The organism is Streptomyces sp. NPDC048442, assembly GCF_040651475.1.
In the GTDB taxonomy this organism is placed as follows: Bacteria; Actinomycetota; Actinomycetes; order Streptomycetales; family Streptomycetaceae; genus Streptomyces.
The window spans coordinates 127,937-148,321 of sequence record NZ_JBEZKB010000008.1 but is presented as its reverse complement, the minus strand read 5'-3'; the positions used below and the strand labels follow the sequence as shown (position 1 = coordinate 148,321).

Below are 20,385 nucleotides of genomic sequence, written 5' to 3'. Positions count from 1 at the left end.
CCTCGCACGCGCCCGCGCACCCGTCGGCGCACCCGCCCGTGCCCTCGCCCGCGCACACCCTGCTGTCCCTCGTGCCCAAGGCCGAAGCGAAGCAGTCCATGAAGGACTTCAAGTCCGACCAGGAAGTGCGCTGGTGCCCCGGCTGCGGCGACTACGCGGTGCTCGCCGCCGTGCAGGGCTTCATGCCGGAGCTGGGGCTGGCGAAGGAGAACATCGTCTTCGTCTCCGGAATCGGCTGCTCCTCCCGCTTCCCGTACTACATGAACACCTACGGGATGCACTCCATCCACGGCCGCGCCCCGGCCATCGCGACCGGGCTCGCCTCCTCCAGGCGGGACCTGAGCGTCTGGGTGGTCACCGGTGACGGCGACGCGCTGTCCATCGGCGGCAACCACCTGATCCATGCACTACGCCGCAATGTGAACCTCAAGATCCTCCTCTTCAACAACCGGATCTACGGGCTCACCAAGGGCCAGTACAGCCCGACGAGCGAGGTCGGCAAGATCACCAAGTCGACGCCGATGGGTTCCCTCGACGCGCCCTTCAACCCGGTTTCCCTGGCCATCGGCGCCGAGGCGTCCTTCGTCGCGCGCACCGTCGACTCCGACCGCAAGCACCTCACCGAGGTCCTGCGCCAGGCCGCCGACCACCCGGGCACGGCGCTCGTCGAGATCTACCAGAACTGCAACATCTTCAACGACGGCGCCTTCGAGGTCCTGAAGGACAAGCAGCAGGCCGAGGAGGCGGTGATCCGCCTCACTCACGGGGAGCAGATCCGCTTCGGGGCGGACGGCGCGAAGGGTGTCGTGCGGGATCCGCTGACCGGCGACCTCAAGGTGGTGGCCGTCACCGACGAGAACCAGTCGCAGATCCTCGTCCACGACGCGCACAGCTCCTCGCCGACCACCGCGTTCGCACTGTCGCGCCTCGCCGACCCGGACACACTGCACCACACCCCGATCGGAGTGTTCCGCTCCGTGGACCGGCCGGTGTACGACACGTTGATGGCCGACCAGCTGGACACCGCGATCGAGCGGGACGGCAAGGGCGATCTGGGTGCGCTGCTGGCGGGCAAGGACACCTGGACCGTCGTCGGCTGAGTTTCTCTTCGACACCTCCGAGAGGGGCGCCCGAGCCGTGCAGGCCGGGCGCCCCTCTCGTGCTTCCGGGCGCGGGCCGGGTGTCATGACCGTATTGCGGAACGGACATGACACGCGGGGCGGGGCGGGCTTACCGTCGAGCGCAACGGGTGTGTGCAGGGTGCATGTTCCGGGCGGGAGGCCAGGCCGGTGTCGGTGTCGATGTCGTTGTCGTTGGAGAGCAAGAAGGATCAGCGGGCGGGATTGCTGTACGGCATCGGGGCGTACGGAATGTGGGGCGTCGTCCCGCTCTTCTGGCCGCTGCTGAAGCCGGCCGGGGCGATCGAGATCCTGGCCCACCGGATGGTGTGGTCGCTGGCCGTGGTGGCCGTCGCGCTGCTGGTGGTACGGCGCTGGGGCTGGGTCCGCGAACTCGTCAGGCAGCCCAAGAAGCTCGGTCTGATAGCCGTCGCCGCGGCCGTCATCACCGTCAACTGGGGCCTGTACATCTGGTCGGTGAACTCCGGCCACGTGGTGGAGGCGTCCCTCGGCTACTTCATCAACCCGCTGGTCACCATCGCCATGGGCGTCCTGCTGCTCGGCGAGCGGATGCGGCCGGTGCAGTGGGCGGCGGTCGGGGTCGGTGCGGCGGCGGTCGTGGTGCTGGCGGTGGGGTACGGGCAGCCGCCGTGGATCTCGCTCGTCCTGGCGTTCTCGTTCGCCACGTACGGGCTGGTGAAGAAGAAGGTCAACCTGGGCGGGCTCGAGTCGCTGGCCGCCGAGACCGCGATCCAGTTCCTGCCCGCGATGGCGTACTTGGTGTGGCTGGGAACGTCCGGCTCCGCCGCGTTCGGCGCGCACGGGACGGGGCATGCGGCGCTGCTCGCGGCGACGGGTGTCGTGACCGCGATACCGCTGGTGTGCTTCGGGGCGGCGGCGATACGGGTGCCGTTGTCGACGCTGGGGCTGCTGCAGTACCTGGCGCCCGTGTTCCAGTTCGTGCTGGGGATCTTGTACTTCCACGAGGCGATGCCGGTGGAAAGGTGGGCCGGGTTCGGGCTGGTGTGGGTGGCGTTGACGTTGCTGACCTGGGATGCGGTGAGGACGGCTCGGGGGGCGGCGGTGGCTCGGGGGGCGGCGGCAGTAGCGGCGGCGGCAGCAGGGGTTGCGATTCCGGTTGCCGAGCCGGAGGCGGTGGCCGGGGCGGAGGGGAAGTAGGGCGGGGGGCGGCCCCGCTGCCCAAGAGGGCTAGCGGGGTAAGGGGCAGGCATTTAGGGGCGCGGGGAACTGCGCGACCAGCCACGATGCACCCGCACGACGACCACCCGCCCCGCAGCCCCCCGTAATTGGCGAGACGGCACGGTTCGGGGCGGGTTAGGGTCGGGGCATGGGTAGGCACTACTTCTTTCTGTGATTCTCCGCGCGGACGCGGCGTGTGTGCGAGTGGCTGAGGCCCCCGCCCCGCCGGACGTTCGCGCGCCCTCAGGTCCGCAGAAGCGTGCAGAACTTCGTACCCAGGGGAATCACCATGCGCCGCACCCACCGCGCCCAGCTCAACCTCCGCAACGTCTCCAAGGCCTTCGGCGACCGTGTCGTCCTCGATCAGGTCTCCCTCTCCCTCCGCCCCGGTGAGAAGGCCGGTGTGGTCGGGGAGAACGGGTCAGGCAAGTCCACCCTGCTGCGGCTGATCGCCGGCACCGAGCAGCCCGACGACGGCGAAGTGACCGTCGTCTTCCCCGGCGGCGTCGGGCACCTCGCGCAGACCCTGGACCTCGCCCCGCACCTCACTGTCCAGGACGCCGTCGACTCCGCGCTCGCCGAGCTGCGCGCGCTGGAGGCCGCGATCCGGGATGCCGAGGCCCTGCTCGGCGATGCCACGCCCGCCGGGCTCGACGCGTACGGCGAGCTGCTCGCCGCGTACCAGGACCGGGGCGGCTACGAGGCCGACGCCCGCGTCGACGCCGCCCTGCACGGGCTCGGGCTCGCGCGGATCACCCGGGACCGCGTCCTCGGCTCGCTCTCCGGCGGCGAACAGTCCCGGCTCGCCCTCGCCTGCGTACTCGCGGCGGCTCCCGAGCTGCTGCTGCTCGACGAGCCGACGAACCACCTCGACCGGCATGCCACCGCCTGGCTTGAGGACCAGCTGCGCGCCCACCGAGGGACCGTCGTCGCCGTCACGCACGACCGCGCTTTCCTGGAGCGGGTGACGGACACCGTCCTGGAGGTGGACCGCGACCTGCGGGCGGTGAGCCGGTACGGCGACGGGTGGGAGGGCTACCGCACCGCGAAGGCCGCCGCCCGGCGCCGGTGGGTACAGGAACACCAGGAATGGGTCGACGAGCTGGCACACACCGAGGCGCTGGTCGAGGCGTCCGGGCAGCGGCTCGCCGCCACCGGCAAGGACCCGGGGCAGGGCTTCGGCAAGCACCGCAGGTCCAGCGAGGCCAAGCTTTCGGGGCGGGTGCGGGCGGCCCGCCAGCGGCTGGAGGTGCTGCGGGCCTCGCCCGTACCGGCTCCGCCCGTACCGCTTCGGTTTCACGTGAAACTGAGCGTGACCGACGGGCAGAGCGAACAGCCGGACGTTCTCGCCGAGTTGAAGGACGTCGCGGTCGGCGGTCGGCTGCACGTACCGGAGTTGAGCATCAAGGCCGGGGAACGGCTGCTGGTCTCCGGTCCGAACGGTGCGGGCAAGTCCACGCTGCTGCGCGTACTGGCCGGTGATCTGGCTCCCGACACCGGCACCGTCGTACGGCCGGAGCGGCTCGGCCATCTCCGGCAGGAGCTGGCCGCGACCACCGACCGGCGAACCCTCCTGGCGGGGTTCGCGGCCGGACGGCCCGGCTTCCCCGAGGAGTACGAGGACGAACTGCTCGGACTCGGGCTGTTCCGGGCGGCCGACCTGGGGGTTCCGGTGGCCGCGCTGTCCATCGGGCAGCGGCGGCGGCTGGAGCTGGCCCGGCTGGTGTCCCGGCCCGCCGACCTCCTCGTGCTCGACGAGCCGACGAACCACATCGCGCTCAGCCTGGTGGAGGAACTGGAGGAGGCCCTCTCCGACTACCCGGGGACGGTGGTGGTCGTCTCGCACGACCGGCGGTTCCGGAGCGGATTCGCGGGGACGAGGCTGGAGTTGGAGGCGGGGCGAGTGGTGGCCACGGGCTGAGACGAGGCCGTCGTGCAGGTGCGGCGTGGGGCGGGCGCGGCCGTCGTGCGGGTGCGGCGTGGGGCGGGCGCGGTCGTCGTGCGGGTGCAACATGAGGCGGGCGTGGGCGTCGTGCGGGTGCAACATGAGGCGGGCGTGGGCGTCGTGCGGGTGCGGCGTGGCTGGTCGCGCCCGCGCGGCGGAGCCGCATATCGATTCAGCCCCGCACCCCTATCGGAGCGTCCGTATAGCGGCCGGTGACCGTCTTTGACGGATCAAGTCCGCTATCCGAACGGCCCTGACCGGATTACGCCCTTGACTGTGAGGCGAACTCTCGCTGAACATCAGGCACGCACAGCGCACGCGTCACTGCTCAAAGCCTGGCGAGTCATACCCGTTCGGCCATTTCCCGCACGTTCCGTCCCGTCCCCGTTCGGAAATCCGGAGCCCCCACATGACGCTTTCCCACCGCAGCAGAACCACCCGGGTCGCGGCCGTCGCCGCTCTCGCCGTGGCCGGACTGCTCGCGACCACCGCCGGTGCCACCGCCGCCGCTCCCGTACGTACGACGGCCGCGGCGGCCGCGCCCGACATACCTCTCGCCAACGTCAAGGCCCACCTCAGCCAGCTCTCCTCCATAGCCGCCGCCAACGGCGGCAACCGGGCGCACGGCCGCCCCGGTTACAAGGCCTCCATCGACTACGTGAAGGCCAAGCTGGACGCGGCCGGGTTCACCACCTCGCTCCAGACCTTCACGGCGAGCGGCGCCACCGGCTACAACCTGATCGCCGACTGGCCGGGCGGCAACCCCGACAAGGTCCTGATGGCGGGCGCACACCTCGACTCCGTGACCTCCGGGGCCGGGATCAACGACAACGGGTCGGGCTCGGCCGCCGTACTGGAGACCGCGCTCGCGGTGTCCAGGGCGCAGCTGAAGCCGGACAAGCACCTGCGGTTCGGCTGGTGGGGCGCGGAGGAGCTGGGGCTGCTCGGCTCCAAGAACTACGTCTCCAAACTGACCGCGACCGACCGTGCGAAGTTCGCCGGCTACCTCAACTTCGACATGATCGGCTCGCCGAACCCCGGCTACTTCGTCTACGACGACGACCCGACCATCGAGAAGACCTTCAAGGACTACTACGCGGGCCTCGGCATACCGACCGAGATCGAGACCGAGGGCGACGGCCGCTCCGACCACGCCCCGTTCAAGAACGTCGGGATACCGGTCGGCGGCCTGTTCTCCGGCGCCGACTACACCAAGACCGCCGCGCAGGCCCAGAAGTGGGGTGGCACCTCCGGTCAGGCCTTCGACCGCTGCTACCACTCGTCGTGCGACAGCCTGACGAACATCAACGACACCGCTCTCGACCGCAACAGCGACGCCGTCGCGTACGCACTGTGGACGCTGTCCGCCGGCGGCACGACTCCCCCGACCGGCACGGACTACGAGAGCACCACCGCCGTCGCGATTCCCGACGCCGGCGCCGCCGTGACCTCGCCGATCACCGTCGCGGGCCGTACGGGCAACGCGCCCGCCGCGCTCAAAGTGTCGGTGAACGCCACGCACACCTGGCGCGGCGACGTCGTCATCGACCTGCTGGCCCCGGACGGAACCGCGTACCGGCTGAAGAACTCCAGCAGCAACGACTCGGCGGACAACATCGTCGAGACGTACACGGTGGATGCGTCGAGCGAGGCCGCGAACGGGGTGTGGAAGCTGCGCGTCCAGGACGTTGCCGCCCAGGACTCCGGCACGCTGAACAGCTGGAAGCTCACGTTCTAGCAGCAGCCGCAGAAGCACCGTCCCGCTGAAGAACCGCTGAAGAACCGCTGAAGACCCTGCCGCCCCCGACACGCGCCGACTACCGCGTCAGGGGCGGCAGTCCAGCGTCCGCAGCACATGGCCTACCAGCTCCGCCATGCGGTCGGGGGTGTACATGGGCTTGCGCAGGACGACCCGGTAGTAGAGCGGGCCGTAGAGCAGCTCCACCGCCAGTTCCAGGTCGGCGTCCTCGGACAGCGCGCCCTGGCGCTGCGCGCTCCTGAGCCGCTCGACCGCGGCGTTGAAGCGCGGGTTGATGAACTTTTCGTGGACCGCCCGGGTGAGCTCCTCGTCGTGGTGCAGCTCGGAGAGGATGCCGATGTACGCGGGGCCGAAGGGCGGCGTCGTGAGCTGTCGCACCGCCCCGGTCATCTGGGTGTACATGTCGGCGACGAGGTCCCCGGTGTCCGGGAACGGCGCGTGGGTGTCGGTCCCCTGCCCGACGGCCTCCATCAGCACGGCACCCTTGGACGTCCACCAGCGGTAGATCGTCTTCTTGCTGACGCCGGCTCGGGCCGCGATCGCTTCCACGGTGACGCCCCCGTACCCCTTTTCGGTGCACAGGCCGATGGCGGCCGCGAGGATCGCCTGCCGGGACTTCTCGCTGCGTCGCTGCGGGTTGGGCGTCGCGCTCACGCGGGGAGTGTAGCCGTCGCCGTTCCTCGCGTGTTGACAGCGGAACGGCAGGCTCCAACAATAGCCACCCGAGGGGGAACGGTCCGTGTCGTGTCGAGTCGCATCGGGGGACGGCTCGACACGACGCAGGCTCAGGGCCGGTCCCGCGCGCCGGAGGGGGATGTGCGGGCCCGGCCCGTACGTCCCCCTTCAGGCATTCAGGCCGTGATGTCCCTCGTGGTGAACCGCGCCCAGGCCGCCGAGCCGAACACCGCCGCGTACACACCCTGCAGGCCGAGGTTCTTCCACAGCTCGTCCCAGTAGACGGGCTCGCGCAGCAGGTCCGCGAAGGACAGCCAGTAGTGCGGGAAGAGATACGGGTGGACCGCGTCGAGCTGCGGAATCGTGTCCAGGATCTGCACGGTGATCAGCAGGCCGACGGTCGCCGCCATCGCCGCGATGCCACTGTGGGTGAGCGTCGAGACGAAGAGGCCGAGGGCCGCGAACCCGACCAATGACGCGGCGACCGCGACGGCGATCGCCCCCACCCGTATCAGCCCGTCACCGAAGCTGATCGGGACGCCGGAGATCGTCATGACCTCCCCGACCGGGAACAGCAGCGCCCCGGCCGCGAGCGCCGACGCCGCCACGACGAGGGTGGCGACCAGGCAGAAGGCGAGCGTGGTCGCGTACTTGGCGAGCAGCAGGCGGGTGCGTCCGGCGGGCGCGACCAGCAGGTAGCGCAGTGTCCCGGCGCTCGCCTCGCCCGCGATCGCGTCGCCCGCGACGACGGCGACGGCCATGGGGAGGAACACCGGGAGGGTGGCGGCGAGTGCCGCGAAGACCAGGAAGAGCCCATTGTTGGTGATCTGGGAGAGGAAGGCGGGGCTGCTGCCGCCACCGTCGATCTCCGACGACCCGTCGCCGGTCTCGATCTTCACGGCGATGCCGATGAGTACGGGTACGCCGGCGAGCACCACCAGCAGCGCGAGCGTGCGCCAGCGCCGGAAGGTGACCGTCAGCTCGGACCTGAGCAGCCCCAGCGTCCAGAGCCGGTGAACGGCCCGCACGGGAACGCTCGAAGGCGCTGCACCCTCAGCCCGTGACACCTCACCCTCCCCCCGCGCCGGAATGTCCCGAACCGCTTCGCCCTCGGCCCGAACCACTTCGTCCTCAGTCCGAACCGCTTCGCCCTCAGCCCGTGACATCGAAGCCCTCCCCCGTCAGCGCCACGAACGCGTCCTCCAGCGAGGCCCGTTCGACCCCGAAGCCGGTGACCCGGACCCCGGCGTGGACCAGCGCCGCGTTGAGGTCGGCGAGGTCCGGGCCCGGAGCGTCCACGGGCGGCGCGCTGCCGGTGACCCGGCCCTCGCCGGCCTCCACGTCGCTGACGCCCTGCTCCTTGAGGACGCGGGCCGCGTCGCCCGGGTCCGGGGTGGTCACGACGAGACGGCCCCGAGCGCCCGCCGCCAGTTCGGCGACCGGGCCCTGGGCGACCAGGCTGCCCCTGGTCATCACCGCCGCGTGCGTGCAGACCTGCTCGATCTCGTCCAGGAGGTGGGAGGAGAGGAAGACCGTGGTGCCGTCGTCCGCCAGCTCCCGCACCAGCGTGCGGATTTCGCGCATCCCCTGCGGATCGAGACCGTTCGTCGGCTCGTCCAGGACGAGCAGTTCTCGGGGCTGCGGAAGCGCCGCCGCAAGGCCCAGCCGCTGCTTCATGCCCAGGGAGTACGCCCGCGCCTTCTTGGCCCCTGCGGGGGCAAGACCGACCCGGTCGAGCGCCGCCGCCACCCGGGCCCGCCGGGTGTGCGGGTCGGCGGTGGGGTCCGCGGCGTCGTACCGCGCGAGGTTGTCGCGGCCGGACAGGAATCCGTACAGCGCGGGGCCCTCGATGAGGGCTCCCACCCGTGGCAGTACGGTCCGGGCGGCGCGCGGCATCGGCTCGCCGAGCACCTGCGCCGAGCCGGAAGTCGGCTCGATCAGGCCCATCAGCATCCGGATGGTGGTCGTCTTCCCCGAGCCGTTGGGCCCGAGGAAGCCGAACACGCTCCCGGCCGGGACGTACAGGTCGAGGCCGTCGACGGCGAGCTGCCCGCCGCGGAACCGCTTGGTGAGCCCGCGCGCGACAATCACAGGCGTCACCGGCGATCTGTCCGCCACGGACGGCTCGTCCCCCATCCGGCCCCCACTCCTCTGCCCGTCGTCCGCTCGTCCTACTTGGCCGAGTCGGCCGCCTTCACCAGTGCGTCCTTGGTGACCGCGCCGACGTACACCTTGCCGTCGTCCGTCATCAGGACGTTGATCAGGCGGGTCGAGAAGACCCGGCCCTCGCCGAACTTGCCGGTCACCTTGTCGCCCAGCGAGTCGAGGATCCCCTGCGCCTCGGCGGGCAGCTGGTCCTTCTTCTGCCCGGCACCCGCACCGGACTTGGCGCCCTCGGCTCCGCCGTTGATCTGCGCGACCGAGGTCCAGCCCTCGCCGATGACCTTGACGCCACCGGCTCCGCCCTTGCCGAAGCCCCCGCCGAACTGCTTCTCCAGGTCCTTGCCGAACTCCTTGCCGAGGTCCTTGTCGTTCTTGCCCCCGGGGCCCTTCAGCTTGTCGGCCTCGGTCACCTTCGCGCCCTTGGGCGGGGCGAAGTCGAAGGTGCTCGCGGCCGGCTTGGCGAAGTCGACCTTGGTGAAGCCCGCGTCGACAACGGCCTTGCCGCCCGCGCTCGGCAGCAGCGTGAACTTCAGCGGCGTACCCGTCTCGGCGTCGACCGCCACACGGATCTCACCGACCGTCGAGCCGGTCTGCTTGGGCTTGATGAGCAGCTGGTACGCGTCCCGGCCGGCCACCTGCGCCGAGCCGTCGACGGTCACCGAGGTGTCCTTCTCGGCCACCTTCAGCGCCTGCTCGGCGAACTCCTTCGGCGTGGTCGGCAGACCCTCGGGCAGCTTCTGCCGCTTGCCGTGCTGCTTGCCGCCGTCCTTGCCCGCGTCCTGCGGCGCCTTCGCGTGGAACGCCTCGTTCGAGGCGCTGTCGTACGCCCAGACCTCGTCGCCGTTGTGGATCAGGCTGTACTCGGCGGCGTCGTCCAGCAGCGAGACCTTCTGCCGGTCGGGACCGTCGGCCGCGACGCGCAGCGTGTGCGTACCGGAAGCGAGCTGCATCAGCTTGGCCTGCGGGTCGGCGCCAGAGCCGCCTTCGCCGCCGCCCTTGGCACCGCCGAGGCTTCCGGCCAGTCCGTCGAGGGAAGGCAGCCCCAGGTCCGTACTGATCTTGATCGTGCCGGACAGCTGCTGGGTGTCCGAGGCGGCCATCTTCTCGATGAGCTGCTGCGCGGTGATCTTCGGCAGGTCCGGGTCCCCTGCGCTCGCCAGGGCCGGGACGAGACCGATGGTCGCCGCGGCCACCCCCGCCACCGCGACCGGGACGACGTAACGCGCGGCCTTGCGGCGGCGCACGGGGCCGGTCCCGTCGGTGCTGGTGTTCTGTGCCGTGCCGTTCGGTGCCATGTGTGCCCTACCTCCGTGGTTGGCGGCCATCTGCACTCATCCACCCTGCGCCGCCATTCTCGCCCGTATTGGTCAGGAGTGGTGAGGTCAATCTGACCAAAAAGGCGCACACAAAGCGTCAGCCCTCGGCAGCAACCTCATCTACACCCACGGGATGACAGAAGTCACCTGTCCCTCCCCCCACTGGTGGGCGGGAAGGGCAAGTGGCTCCTACATCGACTTCTCACGGCACCCGGCGGGCTCAACCCCGCAGGCTCAGCGGGCGGGCTCGGCGGGCAGGCTCGGCGGGCGGGACTCAGCCCGCCCGGTGCACCACCGCGTCGCACAGCTCCGCCATCGCCGACTTCGCGTAGCAGTCCGGCAGCGGGGCGAGGGTGGCCCGCGCCTCCTCCGCGTACCGCACGGTGTCGCGCCGCGCCTGCTCAAGGGCGCGGTGCGCGCGCAGCCTGTGCAGCGCCTCGGACAGCTCCGCGTCGCCCGACAGGTCGCCGTCGAGCATCGCGCACAGCTCGATGTCCTCCGGCCGCTGCTCGGCCTCGGCCATCGCGCGCAGGTGCAGCACCGGCAGCGTGGGGATGCCCTCGCGCAGGTCGGTGCCGGGCGTCTTGCCCGACTCGTGGCTGTCGCTGGCGATGTCGAGGACGTCGTCGGCGAGCTGGAAGGCGGTGCCCAGGCGCTCGCCGTACTGCGTGAGGATGTCGACGACGCTCTCGTCCGCACCGGAGATCATCGCGCCGAACCGGCAGGCGACGGCGATCAGCGACCCGGTCTTGCCCGACATCACGTCGAGGTAGTGGTCGATCGGGTCGCGCCCGTCGCGCGGCCCCGCGGTCTCCAGGATCTGGCCCGTGACCAGGCGCTCGAACGCCTCCGCCTGGATCCGCACGGCCTCGGGACCCAGGTCCGCAAGGATGTGCGAGGCGCGTGCGAACAGGAAGTCCCCGGTGAGCACGGCGACCGAGTTGCCCCAGCGCGAGTTCGCGCTCGGCACTCCGCGCCGTACGTCCGCCTCGTCCATCACGTCGTCGTGGTACAGCGTCGCCAGATGGGTCAGCTCCACGACCACCGCCGAGGGCACCACACCCGGCGCGTACGGATCGCCGAACTGCGAGGACAGCATCACAAGGAGCGGCCGGAAACGCTTGCCACCTGCGCGTACGAGGTGCTGCGCGGCCTCCGTGATGAAGGGGACCTCGCTCTTGGTCGCGTCGAGCAGTCCCTCCTCGACGGCTGCCAGTCCGGTCTGGACATCGGTCTCAAGAGCCTGGTCCCGCACGCTCAGTCCGAACGGCCCGACGACGGTCACGAGGGTTACTCCTGTCTGCTGACGATCAAACGGATTGTCGATCTGTCGCTGGCATCACTCAACAAGTCAGCCTATCCCGTCGACTTTCGATCACCGAGGCCCCCGCCCCGGCAGCGCCCCTCTCTCGGCCGCCACCGGCCCACTCCCCCTGCGCGCCGTCCGAATCACACCGGTATGTTCGTGGTGAGCTGATACGACCAGGAGTAAGCCCTTTGTCACTCACAGAGCCCGACCCTCAGCCCGACGAGTCCCCGAAGTCCGGTGCGACGGCCGAACTCGTCGACCCCGGTCGGCCGCCGCCCGGCGACGACACCGCCTTCCTCGGCCAGCCCATGGGTCTGATGACCCTGTCGGGCCTGGAGGTGTGGGAGCGGTTCTCGTTCCTGGGCATGCAGGCGATCCTGGTGCTGTTCTTCGCGGCCACGGTCGCCGACGGCGGCATGGGGATGGACGCGGGCAACGCGGCCTCCCTGGGCGCCGCGTACGGCACGCTCGTCTACCTGGTCTCGGTGGCCGGCGGCTGGCTCGCCGACCGCATTCTCGGCTCGTACCGCGCCGTGCTCTACGGCGGCGTCCTCATCGCCTGCGGCCACTATGCGATGGCCGTGCCCACCGACGTCTTCACCTGGGTCGGCCTCGGCCTGATCAGCGCCGGCACCGGCCTGCTCAAGCCCAACGTCGCCAACATGGTCGGCAAGCTCTACAAGACCGCCGACGAACGCCGGGACGCCGGATTCGCCCTCTACTACATGGGCATCAACATCGGCGCCTTCCTCGGCCCGCTGGTCACCGGCTGGCTCGCCGACCACAAGGGCTGGCACTGGGGCTTCTCGGCCGCCGCGCTCGGCATGACGCTGGGCCTGATCCAGTACGTCGTCGGGCGCCGCCACCTGGCCGGGCGCAAGAACCGCGCCGAGTTCGCGCTGCCGCCGGAGAAGATGCGCCGCACCGTAGGGGCGATCGTCGGCGGACTGGTCGTGGTGGCCGCCCTGGCCACGGTGCTCGCGCTGGCCGGCTGGCTGACCATGGGCCGCTTCGTCGACGTACTGACGCTGATCTCGGTGATCGCGCCGGTCGTCTACTTCGCGGTGATGTTCAGCAGCCCCCGGGTGACCGCCCCCGAGCGCGCGCACCTGCGGCCGTACATCGTGCTGTTCCTGGCCTCGGTCGCCTTCAACTTCATCCTGTTCCAGGCGTACTCGACGATGATGCTGCTCGCGTCGACGAACACCGAGACGCACATCCTCGGCTTCGACTTCCCGGTCAGCTGGTACGCGTCCGCGCTCGGCGCCTTCGAGGTGCTGCTCGCACCCGTCGTCGCCGCCCTGTGGGTACGGATGGGCAAGCGGCAGCCGCACGCGTCCAACAAGATCGCGCTGGGCGTGGTGCTGGGAGGGCTGTCGTTCCTGCTGATGGCGCTGCCCACGTCCGGGCACACCGGCGACACGTACAAGATGGCGGCCTGGTGGATCGTCGGCTCGTACCTGCTGCTCGGGCTCGGCGACATCCTGCTCCAGACGTCGGGCATGTCGGCCACCACCAAGCTGGCCCCGAAGGCTTTCGCCAGCCAGACCATGGCTCTCTGGTTCCTGTCCCTCGCGCTCGCCAACGGCATCCAGGCGCAGACCGTAAAGCTCTACGGGAACGTCTCCCACCCCGTGTACTTCGGCGTCAACGGAGCCATCGCGGTCGCGGCCGGCCTCGCCGTCATCGCCGCCGCTCCCTGGCTCAAGCGCACCATGCACCCCGTCCACTGAGCTTCACGTCCGCCGAGTTCCACGCTCACCGAGTCCCACGTTCGCCGAGTCCCACGTTCACTGAGCTTCACCGAGGTGACTTCCCATGCAGATCCGCACCGAATTCCCGTACGTGACGACCTGCGAGGACGTGACGATCCCGCTCCCGGACGGCACGCGCCTGTACGCACGGATCTGGCTGCCGGTGACCGACGAGCCCGTCCCGGCGCTCCTCGAGTACCTCCCGTACCGGCTGAGCGACTGGACCGCGCCCCGGGACCGGCAGCGTCACCCCTGGTACGCGGGGCACGGCTACGCCTCGGTGCGGGTGGACGTGCGCGGGCACGGCAACAGCGAGGGCATGCCGGGCGACGAGTACGACGCACAGGAGCTGGCCGACGGCGTCGCGGTCGTGAACTGGCTCGCCGAGCAGCCCTGGTGCACCGGCAGGGTCGGCATGTTCGGGATCTCCTGGGGCGGCTTCAACTCCCTCCAGATCGCGGCCCTCGCGCCCGAGCCGCTCAAGGCGATCGTCACGGTCTGCTCCGCGGACGATCGCTATGACAACGACGTGCACTACATGGGTGGTTCCCTGCTCGCGGTGGACATGCACGCCTGGGCTGCCACCATGCTCGCCTTCGTGTCCAGGCCGCCGGACCCGGCGCAGGTCGGCGACGGGTGGAAGGACATGTGGCTGAAGCGGCTGGACGCCGTGGACCCCTTCATCCACACCTGGCTGGCCCATCAGACCCGCGACGGCTACTGGCGGCACGGCAGCGTCTGCGAGGACTACTCGGCGATCGACGCGGCGGTCCTGGCGGTCGGCGGCTGGCACGACCCGTACCGGGACACCGTGCTGCGACTGGTCGAGCACCTGGACCCGTCGAAGGTACGGGGGGTGATCGGGCCGTGGTCGCACCAGTATCCGGACCGAGGGCTTCCGCCGGGCCCGGCGATCGGCTTCCTGCAGGAGACCCTGCGCTGGTGGGACCAGCACCTCAAAGAGGAGACGACGGGCGTCATGGAGGAGCCCCTCCTCCGCTCCTGGATCAGCGAGTCGCACCCGCCCGCGACGACCTACCCGGAGCTTCCCGGCCGCTGGGTCGGCGACACCACATGGCCGTCACCGCTGGTCGACCCGGTCTCGTACGGGCTCCAGGGCGCGCCGGTCGTCGTCGACTCGCCCATGCACACGGGGCTGGACGCGGGCCGCTTCTTCCCGTTCGGGAACGACTCCGACCTGCCCCCGGACCAGCGGGACGAGGACGCCAAGTCGGCGAGCTTCGACTTCCCGGTGACGGACGCGCCCATCGAGATCCTGGGCCGGGCGAAGGTCCGCCTCCGCCTGACCATGGACGCGCCGAAGGGGCAGGCGATCGCACGGCTCTGCGACGTGGCACCCGACGGATCGTCGACCCTCGTCACCCGGGGCGTCCTCAACCTCTCGGCCCGCAACGGCCGCGACCGGGCGGACGCGTGGCAGCCGGGCACGACCCAGGACGTCGAGTTCGAGCTGAACGGCGTCGGGCACACCTTCCCGCCGGGCCACCGCGTCCGGCTCGCCGTCTCCTCCGCGTACTGGCCGTGGATCTGGCCGCAGGCACAGTCCGCGGGCTTCGTCCTCGACCCGCCGGGCTCGTCCCTTGAGCTGCCGGTGCGGGCGCACACGGAGGACCCGGGGATCGTGTTCGAGGCACCGGAACAGTCGCCTCCGCTGGATGTGAAGTACCCCGCCGACCCCGACCAGCGACCCGAGCGCCTGGTCGTACGGGACGTGGCCAAGGGCGAGTGGAAGCTGGAGGTGGACCCGCGCTACGGCGGTACGCGGATCTACCCGGACGGCCTCGAATTCACCGAGGACGCACTGGAGACGTACACGATCAACGAACGGGACCCGCTGTCCGCGCACACCCGGTCGGACTGGACGATCCGCCTCCGCCGCCCCGAGAGGGACTGGGACGTGGAGATCACGACCCGTTCCGAAATCACCTGCGACGCGGCGGACTTCCTCACGTACAACGAGGTGACCTGCAAGGACGGCACCGAAACCGTCTTCCACCGAGTCTGGGAACACCGCATCCCCCGAACAGCGAGCTAGCCCGTACCTCCACCCTGTGGGCAGCTGGGCCGCCCACAGGGCAGCCCCACTCCCGCAAGTCGGCAGACGGCCCGCTCAGCCCCCACCCTGCGCCGCCGCCTTCTCCCCCGCGACCGCCCCATGCACCGCCTTCGCCGTCCACTCCCGACGGCCGAAGTCCCGCATCCGCGCCCGTGCCTGACGTGCCGCGTTCCCGCGGAAGTGCTTGTTCGCCAGGTCGGTGGCCCACAGAAACGCCGCCAGGAGCTGGTCACCGCGGTCGGGGAACCCGGACTTCGCAGCGCCCTGCAGCCGCTGCTGGAGCGGAGCGGACCAGTCCGTTCCGGCTGCCGGGTGGCGGACCACCGGGAACAGCCCCATGATCCGCTTCGACTCCCGTCGCAGCGCGCCCCGTTCGACCAGCCGGTCCAGGTACTGCCCCGTCACTTCGCGCCGGGCGCGCCGTACGAAGGACGAGGTGCGGACACCGCCGTGCCGCCCCTTCCCCGGCCCCGGCAGGCCCGCCAGTACCTGCACGGCCACCGGGTCCGCCGTCGGTCCTGTCACCAGGGCGGGCGGCGGAACCGGGGTGCGGACCTGCACCCGCCCCCGGTCCTGCTCGATGCAGCCGGCCAGTTCGAGTTCCGCGAGTACGGCGCCGGCGACGCCGTACTCCACGTAACTCACCTTGACGCGCATGCCGCCGCGCTCGGGCTGCAGCCCAAGCAGGAGGAGTTCCTCCGGCAGCGACAGGTGCGGCAGGGGTGACAGGGGGGACATCAGAGCATCAGCCTCCAGGAGTCGACTGCGGTCAGACTCCCCATTCCCCGAAGCGGACTCTTCAGACGCCTCCGGCCAGCCCTCGACCACGATCAGCCCGCGGCCACGATCAGCCCACGCTTCAGCCCGCAGCCACGATCCGTCCCGTGACCTCGCCAAGACCGACCCGCGTTCCGTCAGGACCCGGGGCCCACGCCGTCAGCGTGACCTCGTCGCCGTCCTCCAGGAACGTCCGCTTGCCGGAAGAGAGTTCCAGCGGCTCGCTGCCGTTCCAGGTGAGCTCCAGGAGCGAGCCCCGCTGCCCGGCCTCCGCGCCGCTGACCGTGCCCGATCCGTACAGGTCGCCGGTGCGCAGCGACGCGCCGTTGACCGTCATGTGGGCCAGCATCTGCGCCGCCGACCAGTACATGGTCGAGAACGGCGGCTCGGAGACGACCTGTCCGTTGATCGTCACGGAGATACGGAGGTCGAAGCCGCCGGGCTCCTCCTCGTCCTCGTCGTCCAGGTACGGCAGCACCGGGAGGTCGCGCTCCGGCAGGGCGACCCTGGCCGCCTCCAGAGCCTCCAGCGGAGTCACCCAGGCCGACACCGACGTGGTGAAGGACTTGCCGAGGAAGGGGCCAAGCGGCACGTACTCCCAGGCCTGGACGTCGCGCGCCGACCAGTCGTTGAGCAGCGACAGACCGAAGACGTGGTCACGGAAGTCGGCCAGCGGGACGGGCCTGCCCCGCTCCGACGGCGTGCCGACGACGAAGCCGACCTCGGCCTCGATGTCGAGTTTCACCGAAGGGCCGAAGACCGGCGCGGCGTCCGCCGGGGTCTTGCGCTGGCCCGAGGGGCGCACCACGTCCGTTCCGGAGACCACCACGGTGCCGGACCGGCCGTGGTAACCGATCGGCAGGTGCTTCCAGTTGGGGGTGAGCGCGTCACCGTCCGGGCGGAAGATCCGGCCGACGTTCGTCGCGTGGTGCTCGCTCGCGTAGAAGTCGACATAGTCGGCGACCTCGTACGGAAGGTGCAGCGTGACGGCACCGAGCGGGTGCAGCAGCGGCTCTATGTCCTCGCGGTGCGCGGGGCTGGTGACCCATGCGGTGAGCGCGCGGCGCACATCGCGCCAGGCGGTGCGGCCCGCCGCGAGCAGCGGGTTCAGCGAGGGCTGCGCCAGGAGTTGGGCGTACGGGGAGCCGAGTGCCAGCGCGGCAGCACCCGCGTCCAGCACATGGCCGCCGATACGGACTCCGACGCGGCGCCGCTCGGGGGCGTCCGCGGTGGAGAACACACCGTACGGGAGGTTGTGCGGGCCGAAGGGGTCACCTTCGGCGACGTCGAGCGGGGACTGCTCGGGCATGGGTGCTGCCTCGCTTTCCAGGTCGTTGGAACACACGTTACGTGGGGGAGGCCAGGGACGGCAGTGGCTAAAGAGTTCGTAATGTCCGGAAAGACCTGCGTGGAGGCGGCAATTCCGGCTTAGCGTCCTTGGGGGCGGGGCTGGGGCGGAGTGGGGGAACGGGTAGGGGCGGGCGGGGACGAAGCGGGGATTTCCAGGTTTTCTTCGAGGTTTCCAGAGGTGGGAAGCATCCGGAAAAGTCCTAGGGGGGACTTGTGCGGGGACTTTTACGCGGAACGGTACGGGGAACGGGAGCGCGGGGCGGCACACCGAGGGGCAGCGGCGGCACGCCGAAGGGCCGCGGCGGCACTCCGGGGATCATGGCGGACCGGAGCGTTCCGGCCTTGATCGTGAAATTCGGCAACTATCCGCTGCACCACGGCGGCGTCGGCGCGATCCGCAGTCTGGGCCGGCTCGGCATCCCCATGTACGCGATCACCGAGGACCGGTGGACCCCGGCCGCGCTCTCCCGCCATCTGGAGCGGGCGTACGTCTGGCCCACCACCGGCACCGAGGACCCCGGCCGCCTCATAGAGGGCATGCTGCGCGTCGGCCGCCTGATCGGCCGCCCGACCGTCCTCGTCCCCACCGACGAGGAGGCCGCCGTACTGATCGCGGAGCACCAGGACGTGCTCTCCGGTCCCTTCCTCTTCCCGCGCACCGAGGGCGAGTTGCCGCGCCGGCTCGCCAGCAAGCAGGGTCTGCACGAGCTGTGCACGGAGCACGGGGTGGCGACCCCGCAGGCCTCGTTCCCGTCCTCGTACGCGGACGTGGTGGCCTTCGCCGAGCAGGCCGTCTTCCCGGTCGTCGCCAAGAACCGGGAGGCGTTCGTACGCCGCCACCGCCCCGCCGTACGCGGCACCACGCGCATCGAGGGCCCCGACCAGCTCCTCGCCCTGGCCCGCGGCTGGGGCGACGAACCGGGGGTGATCCTCCAGGAGTACCTGCCGCGCGAACAGGCCGAGGACTGGATCGTGCACGCCTACTTCGACGCGCACAGCGAGCCGCGGGCGATGTTCACCGGCGTGAAGGTGCGGTCCTGGCCCCCGCACGCGGGCATGACGGCGTGCGCGTACGTCGTGGACAACCCGGAACTCGCGCTGCTTGCCGGTCAGTTCATCAAGCGGATCGGCTTCAGCGGAATCGTCGACCTCGATCTGCGCTACGACCGGCGCGACGGGCAGTACAAGCTGCTCGACTTCAACCCCCGGATGGGCGCCCAGTTCCGCCTCTTCGAGAACGAGGCGGGCGTCGACGTCGTACGGGCGCAGCATCTGGATCTGACGGGGCGTGCGGTCCCGGAGGGGGAACAGCGCGCCGGTCACCGCTATGTGGTCGAAAACATCGACCTTCCCGCCCTCCTCGCCTACCGCCGCAGCGGCTACACGACGCCGCACGCGCCCGCCCGTGCGGACTCCACCGAACTGGCGTGGTTCGCGGCGGACGACGTGCGGCCCGCACTGATGATGCTGGCGCGGATGGTGCGGCCGGGGGCACGGCACCTGTACGAGATGTACGGGGCGCGGCGGGGCGGCAGTTGAGGGGTCCGCCGCGGTTGAGGGACGACCGCGGTTGAGGGACGGCCGCAGTTGGGGGCGGGGCCCGGTGGTCCGGTCCGACTTCATGTTTCACCCTGGGGAGGGGAACTTCACGTGATTCTTCCGGCAGTTGTCATCGGGGCGGGTCCTTACGGCCTGTCCACCGCCGCCCATCTGCGGGCGCGCGGCATCCCGGTACGGGTCTTCGGCGATCCGATGGTGGCCTGGCGCACCCACATGCCCGCCGGGATGCTGCTCAAATCGACCCCGGTCGCCTCGAACATCGACGCGCCGCAGCCCGGCCACGACCTGATCGACTTCTGCGCGGAGGCGGGGGTACGGCGCTACGAGTCGGACTGGGACCTGATCCCGGTGGAGGACTTCGCCGCGTACGGGCAGTGGTTCGCGAACCGGCTCGTCCCGGAACTGGAGCAGGTGCGGGTCGTCTCCGTCGACCGCGACAAGGACGGCGCCTTCTCCCTCAAGCTGGACTCCGGCGAACAGTTCAGGGCGCGGGCGGTCGTCGTGGCCACCGGTCTGTCCGGCCTGGCCCGGATGCCGCGCGAACTGGCGGCGGCCGTCCCGGACGGCCCGTCCGCGAGCGGCCCGGTCTCGCACGCGGCCCAGCACCGCGACCTCTCCGCCTTCGCGGGCAAGGACGTGGTCGTCGTCGGCGCGGGCCAGTCCGCCCTGGAGAACGCCGTCCTGATGGCGGAGGCAGGTGCTTCGTCGGTACGCATCGTGGCGCGGCGGCGCGGCTCGGTGTCCTTCGGGGACGCCCCTGACCGGCAGCCGCGACTGCGCCCCGAGTCCCCCTTCGGCCGGGCATGGTCCCTGTACGGCCTCAGCTACCACGCCTCGCACGTACGCCGGCTCCCCGCGCCCGCACGGCATTACCTGGTCCGACGCGTGCTCGGCCCGCTCGGTGCGTGGTGGCTGCGGGACCGCTTCACGGGGCGGGTCCAGGTGACGGACGGACGCCGCATCGTACGGGCCCGGGTGGAGGGCGGCCGTCCCACCCTCACTCTCGGCGGCGAAGGCCCCTCCGCCGAACTCGCCGCCGACCACGTCATGGCGGCAACCGGCTACCAGGTCGACGTCGCCTCGATGCCGTTCCTGGGCGACGGTATGCGCACGGCCCTCGCCACGACCCGCGGCGCCCCGGTCCTGGACGCGGGCTACGGCTCCTCCGTCCCCGGCCTCCACTTCACCGGCCTGCCGTCGGCATCGTCCTTCGGCCCGGTCATGCGCTTCGTGTGCGGCACGGAGTACGCGTCACCGCGGGTGGCGGAGGCGGTGTCGAGACTGCACTGAAGGGGCCCGCCTGGTCGCAAGGTCATGCGGTCGTGAGGGGGCATGCTCCGCGTGGGGCCGCCCCCTTGCCCACCCGTCCCGCCCCCGTGGGG

15 protein-coding genes are annotated in these 20,385 nt (G+C 70.8%); 8 read left to right on the top strand and 7 right to left on the bottom strand.

Annotation, left to right across the window (positions count from 1 at the left end; translation table 11 throughout):
- Nucleotides 1-98: 98 nt before the first annotated feature.
- The 4 genes from AB0D18_RS14940 (at nt 99) to AB0D18_RS14925 (ending at nt 6,001) form a co-directional block, all read left to right on the top strand.
- Nucleotides 99-1,100, top strand: a complete 1,002-nt coding sequence (locus AB0D18_RS14940) for a 2-oxoacid:ferredoxin oxidoreductase subunit beta (RefSeq protein ID WP_362417570.1) — start codon at nt 99-101, stop codon at nt 1,098-1,100.
- 213 nt (nt 1,101-1,313) lie between these two features.
- Nucleotides 1,314-2,297, top strand: coding sequence for an EamA family transporter RarD (gene rarD / locus AB0D18_RS14935; RefSeq protein ID WP_362417567.1), 984 nt, complete (start codon nt 1,314-1,316; stop codon nt 2,295-2,297).
- 310 nt (nt 2,298-2,607) lie between these two features.
- Entirely contained in the window at nt 2,608-4,239 is a 1,632-nt protein-coding gene (abc-f, locus tag AB0D18_RS14930) for a ribosomal protection-like ABC-F family protein (protein WP_362417103.1), read from the top strand.
- Nucleotides 4,240-4,672: 433 nt separating this feature from the next.
- Complete coding sequence (locus AB0D18_RS14925; RefSeq protein ID WP_362417100.1) at nt 4,673-6,001, top strand: M28 family metallopeptidase; 1,329 nt, start codon at nt 4,673-4,675, stop codon at nt 5,999-6,001.
- A gap of 87 nt (nt 6,002-6,088) precedes the next feature.
- Here AB0D18_RS14925 and AB0D18_RS14920 read toward each other — a convergent pair whose 3' ends face one another.
- The 5 genes from AB0D18_RS14920 to AB0D18_RS14900 form a co-directional block, all read right to left on the bottom strand.
- The gene (locus AB0D18_RS14920; protein WP_362417097.1) at nt 6,089-6,676 is read right to left on the bottom strand and encodes a TetR/AcrR family transcriptional regulator; all 588 of its coding nucleotides are present in this window, start codon (nt 6,674-6,676) and stop codon (nt 6,089-6,091) included.
- A gap of 197 nt (nt 6,677-6,873) precedes the next feature.
- Entirely contained in the window at nt 6,874-7,764 is an 891-nt protein-coding gene (locus AB0D18_RS14915) for an ABC transporter permease (protein WP_362417095.1), read from the bottom strand.
- Nucleotides 7,765-7,849: 85 nt separating this feature from the next.
- Nucleotides 7,850-8,797 (bottom strand): ABC transporter ATP-binding protein, encoded by a 948-nt coding sequence (locus AB0D18_RS14910; RefSeq protein ID WP_362417092.1) that lies wholly within the window; start codon nt 8,795-8,797, stop codon nt 7,850-7,852.
- A gap of 71 nt (nt 8,798-8,868) precedes the next feature.
- Nucleotides 8,869-10,155, bottom strand: coding sequence for a DUF2092 domain-containing protein (locus tag AB0D18_RS14905; protein ID WP_362417089.1), 1,287 nt, complete (start codon nt 10,153-10,155; stop codon nt 8,869-8,871).
- A gap of 295 nt (nt 10,156-10,450) precedes the next feature.
- A complete protein-coding gene (locus AB0D18_RS14900; protein ID WP_362417086.1) occupies nt 10,451-11,461 on the bottom strand; it encodes a polyprenyl synthetase family protein in 1,011 nt (336 codons plus the stop codon).
- Between the two features lie 212 nt (nt 11,462-11,673).
- Between AB0D18_RS14900 and AB0D18_RS14895 the strand changes: the two genes are divergently transcribed.
- Both AB0D18_RS14895 and AB0D18_RS14890 read left to right on the top strand, forming a co-directional pair.
- Entirely contained in the window at nt 11,674-13,218 is a 1,545-nt protein-coding gene (locus AB0D18_RS14895; protein WP_362417083.1) for a peptide MFS transporter, read from the top strand.
- A gap of 85 nt (nt 13,219-13,303) precedes the next feature.
- Nucleotides 13,304-15,295, top strand: coding sequence for a CocE/NonD family hydrolase (locus AB0D18_RS14890; RefSeq protein ID WP_362417080.1), 1,992 nt, complete (start codon nt 13,304-13,306; stop codon nt 15,293-15,295).
- A 75-nt stretch (nt 15,296-15,370) separates the two neighbouring features.
- On the opposite strand, the gene AB0D18_RS14885 is transcribed toward AB0D18_RS14890, so the two are convergent.
- Nucleotides 15,371-16,054 (bottom strand): GPP34 family phosphoprotein, encoded by a 684-nt coding sequence (locus AB0D18_RS14885; protein WP_362417077.1) that lies wholly within the window; start codon nt 16,052-16,054, stop codon nt 15,371-15,373.
- 121 nt (nt 16,055-16,175) lie between these two features.
- Nucleotides 16,176-17,402, bottom strand: a complete 1,227-nt coding sequence (gene fahA / locus AB0D18_RS14880; RefSeq protein ID WP_362417074.1) for a fumarylacetoacetase — start codon at nt 17,400-17,402, stop codon at nt 16,176-16,178.
- Nucleotides 17,403-17,761: 359 nt separating this feature from the next.
- Between fahA and AB0D18_RS14875 the strand changes: the two genes are divergently transcribed.
- Nucleotides 17,762-18,982 (top strand): ATP-grasp domain-containing protein, encoded by a 1,221-nt coding sequence (locus AB0D18_RS14875; RefSeq protein WP_362417071.1) that lies wholly within the window; start codon nt 17,762-17,764, stop codon nt 18,980-18,982.
- 111 nt (nt 18,983-19,093) lie between these two features.
- Nucleotides 19,094-20,293 carry an FAD-dependent oxidoreductase gene (locus AB0D18_RS14870; RefSeq protein WP_362417069.1) on the top strand — a complete coding sequence of 400 codons (1,200 nt, stop codon included), beginning with the start codon at nt 19,094-19,096 and terminating at the stop codon, nt 20,291-20,293.
- Nucleotides 20,294-20,385: the final 92 nt, after the last annotated feature.